Origin of the sequence: Thalassospira sp. TSL5-1, from assembly GCF_001907695.1 — a bacterium.
Classification (GTDB): domain Bacteria; phylum Pseudomonadota; class Alphaproteobacteria; order Rhodospirillales; family Thalassospiraceae; genus Thalassospira.
Map to the genome: position 1 here is coordinate 457,142 of NZ_KV880637.1, position 18,335 is coordinate 475,476.

The 18,335-nt window shown below is 53.1% G+C and carries 13 protein-coding genes; 3 read left to right on the forward strand and 10 right to left on the reverse strand.

The window, feature by feature from the left end; genetic code table 11:
* Nucleotides 1-383: 383 nt before the first annotated feature.
* From LF95_RS02190 to tldD, 6 genes are all read right to left on the reverse strand, one after another.
* Nucleotides 384-1,409 (reverse strand): threonine aldolase family protein, encoded by a 1,026-nt coding sequence (locus LF95_RS02190; protein WP_073953478.1) that lies wholly within the window; start codon nucleotides 1,407-1,409, stop codon nucleotides 384-386.
* 59 nt (nucleotides 1,410-1,468) lie between these two features.
* Nucleotides 1,469-2,485 carry a threonine aldolase family protein gene (locus LF95_RS02195; protein WP_073953479.1) on the reverse strand — a complete coding sequence of 339 codons (1,017 nt, stop codon included), beginning with the start codon at nucleotides 2,483-2,485 and terminating at the stop codon, nucleotides 1,469-1,471.
* A gap of 123 nt (nucleotides 2,486-2,608) precedes the next feature.
* Nucleotides 2,609-4,876 (reverse strand): CHASE2 domain-containing protein, encoded by a 2,268-nt coding sequence (locus LF95_RS02200; protein ID WP_073953480.1) that lies wholly within the window; start codon nucleotides 4,874-4,876, stop codon nucleotides 2,609-2,611.
* A gap of 26 nt (nucleotides 4,877-4,902) precedes the next feature.
* Nucleotides 4,903-6,495 carry a FecR family protein gene (locus LF95_RS02205; RefSeq protein WP_073953481.1) on the reverse strand — a complete coding sequence of 531 codons (1,593 nt, stop codon included), beginning with the start codon at nucleotides 6,493-6,495 and terminating at the stop codon, nucleotides 4,903-4,905.
* 13 nt (nucleotides 6,496-6,508) lie between these two features.
* Complete coding sequence (locus LF95_RS02210; protein WP_073954775.1) at nucleotides 6,509-7,984, reverse strand: tetratricopeptide repeat protein; 1,476 nt, start codon at nucleotides 7,982-7,984, stop codon at nucleotides 6,509-6,511.
* A gap of 261 nt (nucleotides 7,985-8,245) precedes the next feature.
* Nucleotides 8,246-9,679 (reverse strand): metalloprotease TldD, encoded by a 1,434-nt coding sequence (gene tldD / locus LF95_RS02215; RefSeq protein WP_073953482.1) that lies wholly within the window; start codon nucleotides 9,677-9,679, stop codon nucleotides 8,246-8,248.
* Nucleotides 9,680-9,864: 185 nt separating this feature from the next.
* Here tldD and LF95_RS02220 point away from each other — a divergent pair, with 185 nt between their 5' ends.
* Nucleotides 9,865-11,139: a DUF3422 family protein gene (locus LF95_RS02220; protein WP_073953483.1), complete on the forward strand. Its 1,275-nt coding sequence runs from the start codon at nucleotides 9,865-9,867 to the stop codon at nucleotides 11,137-11,139.
* A 22-nt stretch (nucleotides 11,140-11,161) separates the two neighbouring features.
* Here the strand turns inward: LF95_RS02220 and LF95_RS02225 are convergent, their stop codons facing one another.
* The gene (locus LF95_RS02225) at nucleotides 11,162-12,229 is read right to left on the reverse strand and encodes a COX15/CtaA family protein (protein ID WP_073953484.1); all 1,068 of its coding nucleotides are present in this window, start codon (nucleotides 12,227-12,229) and stop codon (nucleotides 11,162-11,164) included.
* 277 nt (nucleotides 12,230-12,506) lie between these two features.
* Here LF95_RS02225 and LF95_RS02230 point away from each other — a divergent pair, with 277 nt between their 5' ends.
* On the forward strand, nucleotides 12,507-13,064 hold the full coding sequence (locus LF95_RS02230) for a precorrin-2 dehydrogenase/sirohydrochlorin ferrochelatase family protein (RefSeq protein ID WP_073953485.1): 558 nt from the start codon (nucleotides 12,507-12,509) through the stop codon (nucleotides 13,062-13,064).
* A complete protein-coding gene (locus LF95_RS02235) occupies nucleotides 13,064-13,807 on the forward strand; it encodes a phosphoadenylyl-sulfate reductase (RefSeq protein ID WP_083607466.1) in 744 nt (247 codons plus the stop codon). Before LF95_RS02230 ends, LF95_RS02235 begins: the two co-directional genes overlap by 1 nt.
* Nucleotides 13,808-13,946: 139 nt before the next feature.
* Here the strand turns inward: LF95_RS02235 and LF95_RS02240 are convergent, their stop codons facing one another.
* The 3 genes from LF95_RS02240 to yhdJ all read right to left on the reverse strand — a co-directional run bounded on the left by LF95_RS02240 (nucleotide 13,947) and on the right by yhdJ (nucleotide 18,227).
* Nucleotides 13,947-15,983, reverse strand: coding sequence for an amidohydrolase (locus LF95_RS02240; RefSeq protein WP_073953486.1), 2,037 nt, complete (start codon nucleotides 15,981-15,983; stop codon nucleotides 13,947-13,949).
* Nucleotides 15,984-16,225: 242 nt separating this feature from the next.
* Nucleotides 16,226-17,341, reverse strand: a complete 1,116-nt coding sequence (locus LF95_RS02245) for a restriction endonuclease (protein ID WP_073953487.1) — start codon at nucleotides 17,339-17,341, stop codon at nucleotides 16,226-16,228.
* The gene (yhdJ, locus tag LF95_RS02250; RefSeq protein WP_073953488.1) at nucleotides 17,322-18,227 is read right to left on the reverse strand and encodes an adenine-specific DNA-methyltransferase; all 906 of its coding nucleotides are present in this window, start codon (nucleotides 18,225-18,227) and stop codon (nucleotides 17,322-17,324) included. The genes LF95_RS02245 and yhdJ overlap by 20 nt, the downstream gene beginning before the upstream one ends.
* Nucleotides 18,228-18,335 lie beyond the last annotated feature (108 nt).

Consider the following 18,335-nt stretch of genomic DNA (forward strand, 5'->3'; position numbering starts at 1 on the left):
TCCCTCAAGGCTGGTCCGAACCTGTTACCATCGCATGCAGTCTCACCCGCTGCCGGGATGGTGGCACATGTCCGGGCTGGTTAACCCGATCCAACACGAATGCTGGTCATCGTCGTGCGAAAATAATCAGGGTTTTTGCGTACCGTCAACGGTTCCTGAGGGATTTTACGTATCTTAAAATGCCGCTTAACTCATGAATTTATGTCAAGTGTTTGTTATTTTTATGAAATTATCCGCAATTTTTTTCGTTGGCAGCTATGCGTTTTTTTCGCGGCAGCTTGTGCCGTGACGTAAAAATGCGCCTCCGTCATGTGAAAACGGGGCGCATTTTATTTTTTATCCCGCGTCGGGATTCGTTCTTTTTTTCAGTTGATTAGTTAAAATCAACCATGCTGGAGCCGGGTTTTAAGGGCTTGTATCGCGTCAATGTCGCTGTTCCATGCCGTCACAAATCGGTAGGCCTGACGGCCCAGTGACGGCCAGTTATAGAAAACAAGCCCGCATTCGCGCAGGCGGGCGGCGGTTCCATCAGGCAGAGAGACAAAAAGTTCGTTTGCGGAGCCATTGATCAGCAATTCACCCCCCTGTTCTTTCAGCAGAATGGCAAGTTCCCGCGCTGCCTCATTGGCATTGCGGGCATTTTTGAGCCACAGATCATCCTGGATATAGGCGGCAAGCTGTGCCGCAAGATAGCGGTGTTTGGAGAGCAAATGACCACTGCGTTTGCGGGCCAGTTCGGCCTTTTCGCGCAGGGACGTGTCAAACAGGATGATGGCCTCAACCGCCAGAGCGCCGTTTTTTGTGCCCCCAAAACTCAGCGCGTTGACACCGGCCTTCCAGGTAATGTCTGCCGGGCTGCAATCCAGGGCCGCAACCGCATTGGCAAAGCGGGCACCATCCATGAACAGTTTTTTGTCGAACTGCCTGCAGACATCACCAATCGCGGTGATTTCGTCTTTGTTATAAACGCCGCCCAGTTCGGTTGACTGGGTCACAGCAACACATTCCGGTGTGACAGAATGTACCCCGCGATCTACCCGGCTTTCCAGATAGGTGCTTAAGGTTGCGGCTTCCAGTTTGGCGGCAGGGCCATCAATTGGCAGCAATTTCGCGCCACCGGTAAAATGGGCCACAGCGGTGGATTCATCTTCGTTGATATGGGCCTCGTGATGGCAAACGATACCGCCATAAGGCGATACCAGTGTGGACAGGCTAATGCAGTTTGCCGCTGTGCCGGTACTAACGGGGATGACTGCGACCTCGCGCTCAAACAGGTCGGAAAAGGCGTGATCCAGTGTTGCCGAGACATCATCGCCGCCATAGGCCGGGGCATTGCCCTGGCATTGAGCATCAATCGCGGCCTGGATTTCGGGGCAAACCGGCGTGACATTGTCAGAAGCAAAGTTCATTTTTGGGTATTCCTGTTGGTGGCGTTGATTTTGGGTTTAGCTGGGTTAATACCATTTGGCTAAAGATTTTGGGGCAGGGCGGCAATATCCTCAAGCGGGCTGTTCCATGCGGTGACAAAGCGATAGGCCCCTTTGCCAACGGCAGGCCAGGGCCGAAAGATGATACCTGCAGCACGCAATGTCGCAGCCAAATCATCCTCGATCCACATAAACAGCTCGTTCCCCTGGGGCGGGTGGGCCACACGGGCCCCAAGGCTGCCGAGCGATTGCGCCAGCAGTTTGGCCGCCATATTGGCGTGGCGGGCGTTTTTCAGCCACAAATCGTTTTCCAGATAGGCCAAAAGCTGCACAGCCAGATAACGATGTTTGGAAAACAGGTGTCCGCCACGTTTACGGGCTTTTTCCGCCTGTTTGCGCAGGGTTTTGTCAAACAGGACAATGGCATCCACCGCCAGTGCGCCGTTTTTGGTTGCGCCAAAGCTCAGCACATCCACTCCGGCCTTCCATGTGATGTCCGCCGGATGGCAGTTTAGTGCGGCCACCGCATTGGCAAAGCGTGCCCCATCCATAAACAGGCGCATATCATGTTCTTTGGCGACCTGGCCAATATCCTGAATTTCCGCGACACTATAAACCGCGCCAAATTCGGTGGCCTGGGTAATGGCAACGCATTCCGCCTCGACGGCATGAACAGGGCGATTGCGGTGTGCGGTCAAAAAGGCATCCAGCTCTCCTGCTTCGATTTTCGCCGACGGGCCATCCATCGTCAGCAATTTTGCCCCACCACCATAAAAGGCAACACCGGTTGATTCCGTCTGGTTGATATGGGCTTCATGGTGGCACACCACACCGCCATAGGGGGACACCAGGCCCGAAAGGCCAATCAGGTTGGCGGCTGTGCCCGTGGCAACAGGGATGACACAGCATTCGGTTTCAAACAGGTTGGAAAAGGCAGCATCAAGCTGGGCTGAATCGTCGTCCTGCCCGTAAGGCAGCGCGCTTTTTTCCGATTGGGCGGCAATGGCGGCAAGGATTTCCGGGCAAACCGGCGATACATTATCGGATGAAAAATTCATTTGGGTCCGCTTACATAAACTGGCTGGTTGCCTTTACCATTGGCGGATACAGGCTGAAATGCAAGCACAACAAAACCCGCCAACATGATGCTGGCGGGCCTGGCAAGGTCCTGGCAAATGGTGTTATTTGCTGGTGGCGACAAACACGCCGTCCCAGTCCGGCCCCGGCGGGTTTTGCCGGAAGGCGGCAATGCGTTCTTCATACATGTCATAAAGCACGGAAAGATCGCAGACGGTATTTTGGCGCAGTTCCGCCAGCAGATTTTTCACCTGATCCCAGTTTTGGGCGCGATAGGCCTTAATCATGGCATCATGCGTGTCGGCCAGGGCTGCAAAGCCCTCGTTTTCGCGCAGGTCGTGGTCGCCCAGCACGGTAAAAATCTCGACAGCTTCGCTTTTGCCCTTAACGGCAATCAGGTCCAGTTGCAAAACGGCAAAACGCTGCGATACCGTGGCGGCGGTCTCCTGACCAATCACAATATCAACGCCATAATTTTTCGATTGCCCCTCAAGGCGCGAGGCCAGATTAACCGCATCGCCCAGCACCGAATAATCAAACCGCTGGTCCGATCCCATATTGCCGACCACGCAGGTGCCGGTATTAATGCCAATACCAATATTGAGCGGTAAAAATGCTTTACCCTCCGCTTTGGCCTCTGCCTCGCGTTCATCATTGAGCGCACGCAGGGCCACAAACATGGCAAGGGCGGATTCACAAGCCTTTTCCGGGTGCAATGGCACATCCAGCGGTGCATTCCAAAACGCCATGATGCAGTCGCCCATATATTTGTCGATGGTGCCATCACGCTGCAAAATACAGCTTGTAAGCGGGGTCAGCAGGCGGTTGATCAGTTGGGTTAAGCCTTGCGGGTCGGATTTGAAACTTTCGGAAATGGTGGTAAAGCCGCGCACATCACAAAACAGCAATGTCATGTCACGCATTTCCCCGCCCAGTTTAAGGCGCTCGGGGTGTTGTGCCAGTTGCTCCACCAATGCCGGGGACAGATAGGTTGAAAAGGCCCCACGGACCTGGCGTTTTTCGCCTTCTGTGCGCATAAAGCCGATCAGGCTGCCGGAAAGATAAACCAGAATGGTTGCAAGGCTGGCATAAAGCGGATCAATCAACATATGATGGGTGCGAAAGGCCCACCAGGAAAATCCGATTGCCCCGCCAATTAACGTGATCCCGACAATTGCAGGCCAAAGCGCGCCCAATCGCGGAATGGCAATAACAAAAAACAGACCAATGATGACGATTGCCAGCGTTTCGGCCTGCGACGCCCAATAGGGCCGCGACAGAAATTCCTGTAACAGCATCTGTTCCATCATTTCCGCATGGACCTCGACCCCCGGTAAAACCGGGTTTAACGGCGAGGAGCGTAAATCAAGCAGCCCGGCGGCACTCGCACCGATTAACACCGCCGTGTCCTGAAGCGCGCCTTCGGGCACATTGCCGTTTATGACATCGGCAGCGGAAATATAGCGTTGCGGTTCATGCCCGGTGAAATAAACCCACATATTGCCTGTGGCATCGGATGGAATGGTTAATTGCCCGACACGAATGGCATCCACCCCGTCCGATGTGGTCCAGCTTGCTGCCCCGCTGGCACCGGAAAGGCGCACATTCATGGTGCGCGGGGCATCCTGCATCACGCGCAGCATTTCCATGCTCAGCGTCGGATAGACCGGCTTGCCAATCACTGGCTGTTTGGCATCAAGGGCCAGTAAAAGGGGCACGCGGCGCACAATACCATCCGTTCCCGGTGTCACATTGATCAGGGCATTGCCCGCTGCAGCCTCCTCGATTGCGGGCAGGTTGGCTGCCGCCCCCGAAAGGGTCGGGATATATTCGGCAATGTTGCGCCCTTGTGCCCCGGCAATCGCAAAATTGCCGACCTGCCGCGGAATATGAACCAGTTTCCCGTCCGTAAGCTGGGTGGCGGTGACAATTTGCCCAACACCGCCAATAAACTGGGCAAACAGGGCATCATGGTCCGGCAGGTTGGCGGCAAGCTTGCGAATTTCGGCGGTATTGTCATCCTGCGGCCAGTCTGCCACCACCCGGTCTGGCGATGTGCGGTCCGGTTCGGCAAAAATGATGTCAAAACCGACAACTGCCGCGCCCGCCATGCGCAATTTGTAAATCAGCTCGGCCAGGCGGGTACGTGGCCACGGCCATTGGCCCAGTTCGGCCAGGCTTTTATCGTCAATATCAACAATACGCACCCCTACATCCTGAAATTCGCGCGGGGCGATGCGTTGATAGGTATCAAACACATTCATACGCAACTGTCCGACCAGCGGCACATCCTGCCAGCGAAAAACAACACAGGCCATCAGTACCAGCAGCGGAACCAGATAATGCAGAATGCCGGACAGCTTTTTACGCATGAAAATTCCGTTATTCGATCAGGGGGTTATTGCCCTGGTCCTGTTGGGGGAATATTTCCGGGGCCTTCTTTGGTCAGGTCATATGCCCCTTTAACCGGCGTAGTAACATTGTCGGTGGAAAGTTCCACCTTGACGCTGGTGGGTGTTTTGAAGACCACCTTGCCATCACAGCCGATCTGCATACAGCCTTCACTGATGTCCTGGAAATCCTTGGTGGTAAAAATGACCAGGCCACTGCTCTCGCTGTCGTAATACCGGAACATGTCCATGCTATATGTTGCATTGTTTGTCATAGAGCCGATGGCTTCGGAATCGACGATGTTGTTGAAACTCGCAGAAATCGTACGATTGCTGAAATCGACATTTGTTTCCGAAAAATAGGTTAGGCCAACTCCCTCAACCGATTGAGAACCCGAATAAAAACCGGAACTAATGCCGCGCATTGCGTCATAGGTCGCAGCTTCCGCCGATGTTCCCTGATTGTTAATATCCGGGTCGTTGTGAATGTCAGTATTGGTTTGCGAGGTTTCGTTGCTTGTCGTGCTGGAAGTTGTGGTGACATTGGTTTGTGTCATCGCAACATCCAATGTTCCGGCCACGGTTTGACCGGTCTGATTGTTGGCCGTCGACATTGTATCAGGGCCTAGCGTTGCTGGCTGGCCGCCGCCGGACGAATTGGCGCCAGAAGACGTCGCGTTGCTGCTGTTGTTATTGGTATTATTGCCGTTACCGCCAGTGCCGCCATTTCCGTCAACATTACCACTACGGTTATTCGGGGACGGACCTGTCATCAGGCTGCTCATATCCAGCCCGGCCAGTTCGGTAGGAAAGCGGGTCGGTGTGGTGACAGTATCGCCGGTGATAAAGGCACCAAATCCTTCGCTGGAAAGGGGCTGGGTCACACCGTTGAGTGAGCGTAATTCCACTGCTCCGGGGCGGGAGCCGGAATCATTTCGGTCTACCCCCGGGCCGAGATTGACAACCCCGACAATCGGTCCGGTCGGGGTTTGGCCGCCCAACTGGTTTTGGGCAAATTGCATTGTTTGTGACGACCAGTTGCCACCCGGACCTACTGGGCCGCTGCTACCGCGATTGGCAGGCGACGGGGTTTCAATCGACACCAGAAACTGTGTGCCCCGAATACCGATGGATCCCACCGGCAGGTTGATTTTCATGGTTTTGGGGTCGTTATGGGCAAGCTTGCCGGTCAGAACACGCACAACGCCGCGCGTGATGCTGGCCGTCATGTGGCCCTGATTATTTGACGGGTCATACACAAAATCATCAATCGCGATTTCGCTATTGGGGCCGATGGTAAAAACCGTTTCATCCATCAGCAAGATTTGCATGCCCGAGCCTGCCGAGGAGGTAATATAGTCGCCCAGATAAATCGGCTGGCCGCTTTCAACCTGGGTGCCAACGATGCCCTTGGCCTCGGCCAGTTCAACTTCGCCGCGTACAGCGGCACTAACACCGGCCTGTTCGCCGCGGGCAAAGGCGGGTTGGCTTGAAAGAATACTGCCAACGGCCAAAAGGCCCAATGTGCCCCGTATAATCGGGCCGGGGCGGAGGCTGCCTGACAGGCGGGTCACAGCATGAGGAACGATTGATCGGGTCATATCGCGTCTCCGGTTAAAATGCCCAACGGCGTGATAGCAGGAATTGTGTGCGCCAGTTGTCATAGTCGTAGTTGGCAATATTCGATGAAGTCGCCTGATATTCTTCGGTAATCGACCAGGAAATTGGGGCGAGGAAGTTATATATGCTTTGGCCGGTTTCGCCTTCAAACCATGATGCCTTCATCAGGTTTGACAGATTGGAGCCATAAGAAATCCGGGCGCGCAGAGGGTAATCCTTGCGTGTGATCGGGTTGCTGCCCGTAACAAGCGAGTCTGCGTTCTGATAGCGGTCTATGCCATAGGAAAAACTGCCCAGAATATATCTGCCGCCTTCAAGAAGCAGCGTATGGCTGAGTTCAGCCTCGACCGTGCGATAGGTATAATAACTGCGCGCGGCTTTTTTGCGCGCAAGCGTCATGCCAAATGTGGTGCGGTTCTGGTTATTCCAGGCATAGGTCACCCCCGCCTTGCCCTGATAGCGCTGGCCGGATCGCAAGGGCAGGGCCGCAGAATCCGGTGTGGCGCCATAGCGTTCATCGAAATAGCTGGTTTGCCCCCATAATGTCGTATCGGGCTCGACTTTCCAGTCTGCACGAAGGCGTGCTCCGCGTGAGGTCAGGAATTTTTCGTTGTTCAGTTCGGCTGTTGTCTGGATCAGGGTCGGGGTGATGGTCAAATAAGGGCTGCGCCAGTGACCACCCACTTCAAAACTTGCGGTGCCGACATCAAGATTATCCAGCCGAACCTGATCGTCATAATAGCCGGTGACACCGGCAAAAATGTCATGTCCTGCCTGATAGCCCAGGTCATAGGTAATGTCGTAATGGGCCGCCGCCATATAGCCGACATCGGACTGATGCCGGTCTTCGGTGTTGGTGATTGGCTGTAGCGAACCCAAAACAAGGCGTTCATCATCGGTCGGCGCGGAATTGCGGTTGCTGTCGTAATGCACCCCAAAACTGACTGACAGGGTTTGTTTCAACCGCTGGCGGCGTTTTTTGATGGCATCAAGATATTGATCAATCTGGGCGGCAACCTCGGGGCTGATCGGCAGGGCGCGCAGTTTTTCAAACTGGGTCTGGGCAATATCCAGGCTATCGAGGCGATATTGAATGATCGCGTAATACAGGCGAACGGGGGCGAGGTCCGGGTCCAGGATCAGGATGCGTTCCAGCGTGGCCGATGCGCCGCGAATATTGCCCTGCGCCATCTGTGCCTTCGCCCAGCGGAAATTCAGAACAATATTGTCCGGGTCACGCAAAATATCGGCATAGGTTATGCCTTTGCCATCATCGGTACTCAGCAGAAATTGCGATTTTTCCGCCGCATTGGACAGTTCCTGAAACTGTTCCTGCATTTCGGCAGATCGTTGTGCCGCATCAACGGCAGAAGGTTCCTGCGCCTGTGCAACCCCCAAGGCAAACAGCGAAATACCAGCACAAATGCCAGCAGCGGCGTACCTGCCGCACCGTAAATTTGATAAGGACAAATCAAGACCCCAGTTTTCAGGTTGGCGCAGCGGTGCTTTATGAAAATGCACAATTTGGCGCGTCAACTCTCCCCACAATATTTATTGAGGATAAACGCAACGGGACTTGTTGAAAAGTTCTAGATGACTACTCGTTTGATTGGATCGGTCTAAAAAATTTATGCTTTCGTATGCAAAAAGCGGTTTCGCAGCCAAAACAAAAAAGGTGCGACCTGAAAAGACCGCACCTTGTAGCAGACTGGTTATAAATGACCGGTGATTTTACATCGCGGTGCCACCAACGGTCAGCCCGTCAATGCGCAGGGTCGGCTGGCCCACACCCACTGGTACACCCTGTCCATCCTTGCCGCAGGTGCCAATACCGTCATCCAGTTTCATGTCATTGCCGATCATGGAAACCTTGGTCAGGCTGTCCGGCCCGTTGCCAATTAGGGTGGCGCCCTTTACCGGCGCGCCCAGTTTGCCATTTTCGATCAAATAGGCTTCCGATGCCGAAAACACGAACTTGCCCGATGTAATATCGACCTGTCCACCGGCAAAGTTCACGGCATAAATACCCTTTTTCACCGACGCCAGAATTTCATCTGGGTGATGGTCGCCGCCCAGCATATAGGTGTTGGTCATGCGGGGCATGGGGGCATGGGCATAGGATTGACGCCGCCCGTTACCGGTGGATTTTACTCCGGTCAAACGGGCATTCAGGCGGTCCTGCATGAACCCTTTTAAAATGCCATCTTCGATCAGCACCGTGCGTTGGGTCGGTGTGCCTTCGTCATCAATCGACAGCGACCCGCGACGGTCATGAAGGGTGCCATCATCGACCACGGTAACACCCGGTGCGGCAATGCGCTGCCCCAAAAGCCCGGCAAAGGCCGATGTGCCCTTGCGGTTAAAGTCACCCTCAAGGCCGTGACCAATGGCTTCATGTAGCAAAATGCCCGGCCAGCCCGGCCCTAAAACAACGGTCATTTCACCGGCGGGGGCGGCAACGGAATCAAGGTTCACAATCGCCTGGCGCAGAGCCTCGTCCACGGCGGATTTCCATGTTTTTTCGTCAAAAAAGCCATCAAATCCAATGCGCCCGCCTTGCCCGTGCGACCCGCTTTCCATGCGGTCACCATCCTTGACAACGACGGAAACGTTAAAGCGCACCAGCGGGCGAATGTCGCCAATGCGTTGGCCGCCGGACCGCCAGATTTGCACCGCCTGCCAGTTGCCGGAAATCGAGGCCGAAACCTGCGACACACGCGGGTCTTTGGCGCGTGCATAGGCATCGATCTTGCCCAACAAATCCACCTTGGCTTCAAAGGTGGCTTCGCCCAGCGGGTTTACATCGGTGTAAAGCGAGACATTGGTGCCAATTGACCCCAAATCCACCTTGCCAGAGCGGCCCGAGCCAACCGCCTTGACGGTTTCAGCCGCACGCCCCACCGCTTCATTGGAAAGCTCGTTGGAATGCGAAAAGGCGGTGGCTTCATCGGCCACGGCGCGCAGGCCAAAGCCCTGGGCGGTATCAAAATTGGCACTGCGCAGGCGGCCATCATCCCAGGTCAGGCTTTCGGACTGGCGATATTCCAGAAACAGTTCACCGTCTTCGGCAGCAGACAACGCGTCATTCACCTGGCTTTCCAGCCGGTCACGATCCAGTTCGCCCTTGGCGAAAAAGAGGTTATCGGTTTTGTTCAGATCGGTCATAAAACCTCCTTGTCCGTCACAGGCGCGTTGCGCAAATGACGCGTGATCCTGCCCTGTATGGTGCAAAATCCCGGACAGTATTTTCCCTTACGGTTTCGGGCTATCTGCTATCACGGCTTTTGGCTATACAGGTTCTATAATCATCCTATATAGACCGGCAAAGACGAAGATGAAAGCCCGTGGCAATGTTTGTTGAACATCCCCTGCGTGTCGCCCTTCACAATGAAATCCATGCCCGTCCTTTTGGCGGGGTTGAAAGTCCGGTGCGTTGCACCTGTCTGGCCTTTCACGCGGGCGAGGACCTTGATGGCGAGGTCCGCGCGCATTTTCGCGGTTTTTGCGAACGTTACACCCTGACACCGCCCGCCGATGACCAAAAATATTTCGAGGCATCGTGCGACGGCTTTACCGTTATCTGGGAACGCCACGCCGAATTTACCGTCTATGTTTTTAAACGCCAGGCGGCTTTTGATCAGCCCTTTGATGATCCGGTAATTAATTTGATCCCGCGTGACTGGCTGGAATCAACACCGGGGCAATTGCTGGTTGGCCTGCATATTGCCATGGACCAAAGGGATCGCAGCGTCGACGATATTGCCCGGCTGTTTGATTATAATGGCCTGACCGGCAGCCGTGTTTTGGGGCGCGGGGCCCTTATATGGACCGATTTTCGCCTGCATGGCGATGGCTTTGGCCGCATCCTTATTCGCGATAACGGGTTGAAACGCCTTCAGGCAGGCCGATTGATCCAGCGGCTACAGGAAATCGAAGTGTACCGCATGATGGCGCTGCTGGCCTTCCCGCTGGCCCATGCGGCGACGCCCAAGGTCTCGGAAATTGATGCGCGCCTGTCGGCGATTACCGCCGAAATGGCCAGCAAGACCCACACCAATGACGAAGAAACCCTGCAAAAACTGACCGACCTTGCAGCACAGACCGAAGAAATGGCCGCGTCGCTGAATTACCGCTTTGGTGCGGCCCGGGCCTATTACCGCATTTTGCAGGCCCGCCTCGTTGAACTGCGTGAAGACCGCATCGAAGGCATGCAAACCTTAAACGAGTTTATGGAACGCCGCCTGGCCCCGGCGATGCGCACCTGCCAGAATATCGGCGACCGGCTGGAGGTCTTGTCCAAACGGGTGGCACGCGCCAATAACCTGTTGCGTACCCGGGTGGATATTTTGCTCGAAGCGCAAAACCGCGACCTGCTTGCCAGCATGGACCGTCGGGTAAAGCTGCAATTGCGCCTGCAACAAACCGTCGAGGGATTATCAGTCGCCGCCATTACCTATTATGCCGTCGGCTTGCTCGGCTATCTGTTCAAAGCCCTAAAAGGGGCTGGCATCCCGGTCAACGATGCTGTTGCCAGCGGCGCATCGGTGCCGGTGGTACTGGCAATCATCTGGTTTTCCATGCACCGCATCAAAAAAGCCCTGCACCGGGATGACGGGCAGGGCTAGATCTCTTTTAAGATAAATCCTTTTAAGTAGGCTCACGCAGTTTATAGGCGCAATATGTGGTGGCCGCGATGAGCAGTACCGCACCGGCCTGGTGCGCCACACCCAGTGGCAGCCACACCACGCTGAGCAGGGTGGAAATGCCCAGGGCGACTTGCAGGGAAACGGCGGCCAGCATCAGGTGGCAGGCGTGTTTCTGATCGGCGGCAATCTCCAGCCGGGTGGTGCGCCACCAGAAAAACAGCACAACACAGAAGGTCAGTTTTGCCAGCCAGCGATGGTCAAACTGGATGGTTTTAATATCCTCGAACGGGGCCAGCCAGGCCGGGTCATAAGCAAACAGCCCATTCGGGATCAAATGCCCGTCCATCAGCGGGAAGGTATTGTAAATAAACCCGGCATTGGTCCCGGCAACAAAACCACCGGACAGGGCGGTCAACAGGATCAGGGCGAGTACGCCCAAAATACGCCGTGATTTGGCCGTTCCCACCGGGCGTGGCGCATATTGCTGCAGGCCGACCCATAACAGGGAAATGAAAATAATCAGTGCCAGGCCAAAATGCGCCGTTAAGCGATACTGGCTGACATCGGGGCGGTCCACCAGGCCGCTCATCACCATGTACCAGCCCATCAAGCCCTGCAACCCGCCCAGTACAAACAGCCCCGCCAGCTTCCATTTGGTGGTGCCATCAATGCTGCGTTTTGCCAGAAACCACACAAACGGGATAAAATACACCACACCAATCAGCCGCCCCCACAGGCGGTGAATAAATTCCAGCCAGAAGATTGACTTGAAGTCGGCCACCGACATCCAGGCATTGATTTTCTGGAATTCGGGATATTGGCGGTATTCCTCATACAGGCGTTGCCAGTCGGCCTCGTTTAGCGGCGGGATAATGCCGGTAAAGGGATGCCATTCCACAATCGACAGACCCGATTCCGTTAAGCGGGTCAGCCCGCCAATCACCACCATGACAAACACCATAAAGGCGGAAAAAAACAGCCACAGGGCAACGGCACGATTGGATTGCAGGGCGGGGCTGCCGGTCAGTTCTGCGGTCGGGTGAAGAATGGGGGAAGCACTGCGTGACATCGAATCCTCTGGCTTGGCACGGCAAATTTGAGAGGCACTATAGGCTTAAAATGCGGCTTTTTGTACGAAAAGCGGCACCGGATGGCTTTTCGGGCCCGATCACAAAATCGTCATTGCCAGCGGGTCTTTAGAAATCATCTTTTTTCAAGAACATAACAATATAAACACTAAAATTTTGTTTAATACAAATAAAACACATAAAAAATGTATTGAATTGAATAAACCACAGCTTCATAGTGCAATCAACAAACATAAAACCGTATTCAGAGGATCGACGATGTTTCCCATCAATCTGGACCTGGGCCGCCTGTCGGTGGCGCTGGTCGGCAATGGCGAGGCGACATTAAACCGTTTGCGCCAGCTTGACGGTGATGGGGCCAGATTTGTCACCGTTTACAGCGAAGAGCCGAGTGCCGAACTGGCCGACCAGGCGGGCGACCGCCTGCACCGCTACCTGCCCAATTCTGCCGATATTAATGCCGTTGCCATCCTGTTCGTGGTGGACTTGCCCGAGGCCAAAGCCGCCGAACTGGCGACCACCGCCCGCGCCGTTGGCACGATTGTCAATGTCGAGGACGTAAAGGACTATTGCGATTTTTTTAACCCGGCCCGTGTTCAGCGCGGTGATCTGGTCATCACGGTATCGACCAACGGCCACAGCCCGCGCCTGGCAGGGCGCATTCGCCGGGCGATTGAAAACTGGCTCTCCCCGCATTGGGCTGACCGGCTGGGGGAGCTGGCAAATCAGCGGGCCAAATGGCGCAAATCCGGGGCTGATATGAAACAGCTTGTCCGCCTGACCGACGATTATATTGATCAACGGGGGTGGTTATAATGCGCGTGATGAGAGAGGACGACATTGTCACCGGCGGCAGCATGACGGTGGATGAAACCACCGAACGGGCGCGCAAACTGCTGGACCGTTACGGCCATTTACAGGGCATTTCCCTGATCGAGCCGATGGTGCACGAGGAATTTGCCGGTAAAATCACCATGACCTCGTCCTTCGGGACAGAGGCCGCAGCCCTTTTGGCCCTGGTGGCCGAAGTGGACCCGCACCTGCCGGTGATTTTCCTGGATACCCGCAAGCTGTTTGGCGAAACCCACCGGTATCGTGAACAGTTGGTGGATCAACTGGGCCTGACCAATATCCGCATCATGCGCCCGGACGAAGAAAAGCTGAAAGCCGAGGACCCGGAAGGCATGCTGTTTGCCAAGGATGGCAATCGCTGCTGCTTTATCCGCAAGGTCGAACCGCTGCAGCGCGCCTTGCAGGGCTATGATGCCTGGCTGACCGGGCGCAAGCGTTTTCATGGTGGTGAACGCGGTGCCCTGCCGGTGATCGAAACGGCCGGGACGCGCATCAAAATTAACCCGCTGGCTGGCTATAACCGCCAGGACATAGAGGATATTTTTGAAAACCGTGCCCTGCCACGCCATCCGCTGGAAGCCGAAGGGTATATGTCAATCGGCTGCATGCCCTGTACGGATCGTGTTGACCCGACTGTTTCGGATGTCCGTGCCGGTCGCTGGGCCGGGCAGGACAAAACCGAATGCGGCATTCATTATATCATCTAAATCACCCTGTTTCTGCTGAACCTCCCGTTATCAACCGCAACTTGCCCTGCCCGGTTTCCCGGACAGGGCATTTTTTTTGCGTTGTGATCACGCTGCGAACCGTTGATACATTTTTGTATCAAGCATCAACATTGATGTATCAGCTATCAAGTGCGCTACGACCGCCAATCAGCACGGTTTCAACCTTGATATCGCGCATTTTCAGATAGGCGGTTTCGGCATCCAGTTTGACCGGGTCTTCGGCCAAAATCACCAGATCGGCGAGTTTGGAAGGTTCGAGTGACCCGACGAGATGCTCGGCATGGCACTGCCAGGCGGCATTATAGGTTGCCGCCGCCAGGGCCTCGGCCGATGTGATGCGTTCGTCCTCATTTAATACGCGGGCATCGGGAGAGCCCTCCATTTTCCGCGTCACGGCCTGTTCCATCATGCGCAGCGGGCCCAGCGGCGATACCGCACAATCGCTATGCAGGCTAAAGCGGATTTCACGTTTCTGGCTGCTCTTGCAGCGATCAAGCTGGTCTTCGGCCAATTTTTCAAAAATATAATTGCGGAACGTCCAGCCCCAATAGCCGACATGGCCGATCAGATAGCTGGGATGGATATGGGCATCTTTGATCCGGTTGAGCCGCTCGTCGGTCAGAAGCGAGCAATGTTCGATCCGGTTACGCAGGCTTTCCGCGGAAATGTCGCCATTGACTTTGACCGCTTCCTCATAAGCCTCAAGGGCATAATTAATCGCCCGTTCGCCATTGGCATGGAGCATGAGCGGCCATTTTTTCCCCCAGGCCGTTTTAACAAGTTCGATGATTTCTGGCGGTGCCTTTTCTGGCGTGCCTTTATCTGAATCAGTCTTGTTGACTGGGAAATTATACAGGCCGTATTCTTTAGGCGCGCAGCAATAGGGTTTGATCTGATAGCCGGTAAGGCCCTGATTGGACCCGTCTGAGACGATTTTCAGGCTGCCATAATAGAAATTGAGCGAGCCGAGTTGGTAAGGGTCATCCGCGGAAGGCCGGGTTGGCTTGGCAAAGGAGAAATCTGTGGGGATGTCACCGATTTTGTTGACCAGATGTGCCATGCCGATGCGCGGGCTTGGCCAGTCAGGTTGCTCGTTCCGATAGGTTTCCAGATATTCGTGGATAGGTCCAACAAATCTGTCTTGCATGGCGGCATCGTAAACCAGGGTGACACCACGTTTTTGCGCAACCTTGAGCATCCGAATCAGATTGTTTGGCAGATTTTTCTTCAGATATTCAAGCTGCTCCTCATGAACCGCCTCAAGGGCTGGCACGACCTGGTCCATTTCCTGCAAAACACCCGATGATTTGTTCAGGAAGTTCTCTTCGGTCTGGTATTCTGCCGTAAGCTTATCCTTATAGGTTTCCCAGATGATTTTCAGGGTCGGGGTATTGACATAGGCCGTATGCTCGGAGGCGGCGACCAGCAGGATCGGGGTCTGATCATCAATCGGATCCAGGAAGTTTTTATCAATGCAATCAAGCAGGGTTTTACCCTTGGCATGATTGGGGAAGTCGCTCATGAGGGAGGTATCAACCCCATCGCCGAGCAACCACCAGCCTTTCTTGTTCGGATCGGCCTTCAGCTTTGCCACATCAGCTTTCAGGGCATCCTTCAGTTTGGCCAGGCAATAATTGGGGCGCAGGTTTTGTGCCTCCATTTCGGCGGAGGGATCGTCTGACGGGCCATCTTCGCCCAAAGCGGTATCGCCAAAGGGTGAATAATTTTCCCAGTCGAGCATCAGGGGAGATGTGGTGATATGAACATGCGGTTCGATCAGGCCAGGAACCACGCATTGCCCGTCCTTAAGGGCAATGGTTTGCAAGGCCGGGGCATCCGGGTGCTTTTGGGCAAGGGATGCTGCGTTGGCCCTGGCATCCTTTAGTGGGCCGGTGAAATGAATCTTGTCGTCAAAAATAACCAGTGCCTCGACGGTGGCATTACCATCGCCCGCAGCAACCGTGCGAATAACCCCTTTGCCGCCATTATCATGGATCAGCATGAAGGGCTTTGGCGAAGTTACGGGCTTCGCTGCCTTCGGCGCGGCCTTTGTGGCCGGGGCCGCGGATGATTTTTGAACAAACATTTTAAACAGGGCTTCTGCCGTGGGGTTATGACACCCGCAGCTCAGGCCGTGATCACAATCATGTGTCATCTTGATGCTTTCCAAATCGGATTTTTACATATCCGCGCCAACCCATTGAACTGGCTGCGAACGATTCAGAAAGCAGACGTTTCGCCACGCCTTGTGTGATTGTATTTATGTTCGGAAAGACACGCCGTTGCCGTAATTGTTATTTAAAATATTGAAGATTCGATTTTAATTTTTTATATTATATTTGGTCTATTTTGGGGGGGCAGAAGGAAATGCCTGGAAAATTTGATCTTATAAATATTTTATTCCTCTTCCATGTTGAATTCTAATCTGCTTTGAAGTACGATTTCGTTGAAAACGTATCTCTGCTGCTCTCGCAAAAGCACCTCATCAAAGCATTCAATTAATCTGGGGATGTTAATGATTTCTTCGATGCAGATCATGTAGCGATTTACGATTCTTTCAATTCCGTATTTCATTGATGCTTGAAGTTTTATTCGTTCTCTGATGGTTTCTGGTCGTTCATTTGTTTTTACCACAAATGTAATCGGGAATCTCTGGACCTTGTCAATGTCAAGAAAATACTTCCCTGCATCTACGGTTTCCGTGACCTGGAAAAATCGCCCTAATGGTTTCATCACGAAATCAATGCCGCCGTCATTGGCATTTGTTCTGCCCGTTTTATATAGTTTGATTTCTTCTTCTTTTAAATCATATTTTTCAAATCCCCAATATATTTTGTGATTTATATAGTATTGTTTTAGTATCGCATAGCTTACGATTTCAAAAATTCTTGCATCAACATTTGGTCTAAGTAGGTTTATTATAAATTCAATTGCTGAGTTGTCATCTTTGTTGGTGATTTCAAGAACTTTCCTGCATTCTTCCATAAATGAGTTGAATGATTTCATTCTCTCATCAACATACTTTTGAATTATATCGAGAATGGGTCGGGCGATGTTAAAGTCTCTTCTCGAAATTTGAGGTGTAATTAGTTTTTCGTTGATCCAGTATCTGTTCGTATTAATATCGCGAATAATGGGATTTTCTTCTTCTGTCGGAAAATATTTTCGGAATTCTTCGTTCAGTCGGCTATTCAGGGCGTGGTTTTGCAGCTTGCTGCCGAAGGGTAATTGTCGTTGTCTGTTGAGTAGGTTTGAATATTGAGCGCCTTCATAACGTGAATAATCAGTTTTGTTTTCAAATCCATTGTTGATATAATCTTCTGAGAGAACGTAAATCGCATAAATATTAGCGAAGCTGGCCCGTGATTTTGATCCGCGATTAGCGGCTTTAGTCTTGATGTTTAAGTATTTTAGAAGAGGGCTTGCTTCGATTAACTCTTCGCCCATGCCTGGGAAATAACTGTTCAGGATATCGATGATTTTATCAGTGAAGTCATGCTTTATAAACGACATGAAATAGATCCTGATTGTTTTCCGGTTTTATATCTTTTGATGAACCGCCTTTTACGCCGTTTGCGTTTTTTCTGCTATTATTCTTTTTGGGGGGATATAGTGCGCGACCCTCGAACTCGCTTAATCCCAAAACCCGTCTGAGGCCGATGTCAATATAGGCCTGCTCTCTCTCAATGCCGATGCTGCGTCGGCCAAGCCGTTTGGCAACGGCGGAGGCTGTAAAGGTTCCGGCAAACGGATCCAGTATAATGTCCCCTTTATTCGAGCTTGCCAGGATTATGCGTTCCAAAAGGGCTTCCGGCTTTTGGCTTGGGTGCTCTTCATACTCTTCCATCCGGTACCGGACACGGGCAAAATCCCATACATTTCCCGGAACTTTTTTGCTGTTGTAAGGGGCAGGTACGGGTTTGCGGTAATCAATGAGCTTCCGCTTTGCACCTGTTTTTGCCTCAACAGCAATATCATCTGAATTGAATGTATATTGCTTTGGGTTTTTCACGCCAAATATTAGGGGTTCATACATTGACCCATAATAACGCTTCGCCTGAACGCCAGAGCTGTCATACGACCATACAATCCTGCTCATGATCTCGATTTTGTCTCTCAGAAAAATATCGAGATAGGGCATTGCCTGGGTGCTGGTCATGACATAGAGCGAGCCGCTTGGCTTCAATTTTTTGATCAGGAGCAACAGCCACTTTTCACACCATTCTGCATATGCCTTGTCAGACGGCCATTTGTCATGGAAATCGCCAAATCTCTTGCCGATATTGTAGGGGGGATCTGCAAAAGCGAGATCAACGGAATTGTCTTCAATTTCATTTGCCAGCACGTCCAGTGCATCGCCATGATAAATAGAATGTCCGTCGTTTTTATGGGCGCGCATGTTGCTCCGTCACCTTTTTGGCCTGCTCTGTTTGCAGGCGTATATCTCAAGTTTGCGGTTTGTCGTCTACCCTATATGGGTCGCTTTGGTTCGCCAAGTTGCAAGTCC

Coding starts and splice junctions, on each gene's coding strand:
- LF95_RS02220 (WP_073953483.1), top strand. CDS start 9,865: ATGTTTGTTGAACATCCCCTGCGTGTCGCCCTTCACAATGAAATCCAT.
- LF95_RS02225 (WP_073953484.1), bottom strand. CDS start 12,229: ATGTCACGCAGTGCTTCCCCCATTCTTCACCCGACCGCAGAACTGACC.
- LF95_RS02230 (WP_073953485.1), top strand. CDS start 12,507: ATGTTTCCCATCAATCTGGACCTGGGCCGCCTGTCGGTGGCGCTGGTC.
- LF95_RS02200 (WP_073953480.1), bottom strand. CDS start 4,876: ATGCGTAAAAAGCTGTCCGGCATTCTGCATTATCTGGTTCCGCTGCTG.
- LF95_RS02195 (WP_073953479.1), bottom strand. CDS start 2,485: ATGAATTTTTCATCCGATAATGTATCGCCGGTTTGCCCGGAAATCCTT.
- LF95_RS02235 (WP_083607466.1), top strand. CDS start 13,064: ATGCGCGTGATGAGAGAGGACGACATTGTCACCGGCGGCAGCATGACG.
- LF95_RS02205 (WP_073953481.1), bottom strand. CDS start 6,495: ATGACCCGATCAATCGTTCCTCATGCTGTGACCCGCCTGTCAGGCAGC.
- LF95_RS02240 (WP_073953486.1), bottom strand. CDS start 15,983: ATGACACATGATTGTGATCACGGCCTGAGCTGCGGGTGTCATAACCCC.
- yhdJ (WP_073953488.1), bottom strand. CDS start 18,227: ATGCGCGCCCATAAAAACGACGGACATTCTATTTATCATGGCGATGCA.
- LF95_RS02190 (WP_073953478.1), bottom strand. CDS start 1,409: ATGAACTTTGCTTCTGACAATGTCACGCCGGTTTGCCCCGAAATCCAG.
- LF95_RS02245 (WP_073953487.1), bottom strand. CDS start 17,341: ATGTCGTTTATAAAGCATGACTTCACTGATAAAATCATCGATATCCTG.
- tldD (WP_073953482.1), bottom strand. CDS start 9,679: ATGACCGATCTGAACAAAACCGATAACCTCTTTTTCGCCAAGGGCGAA.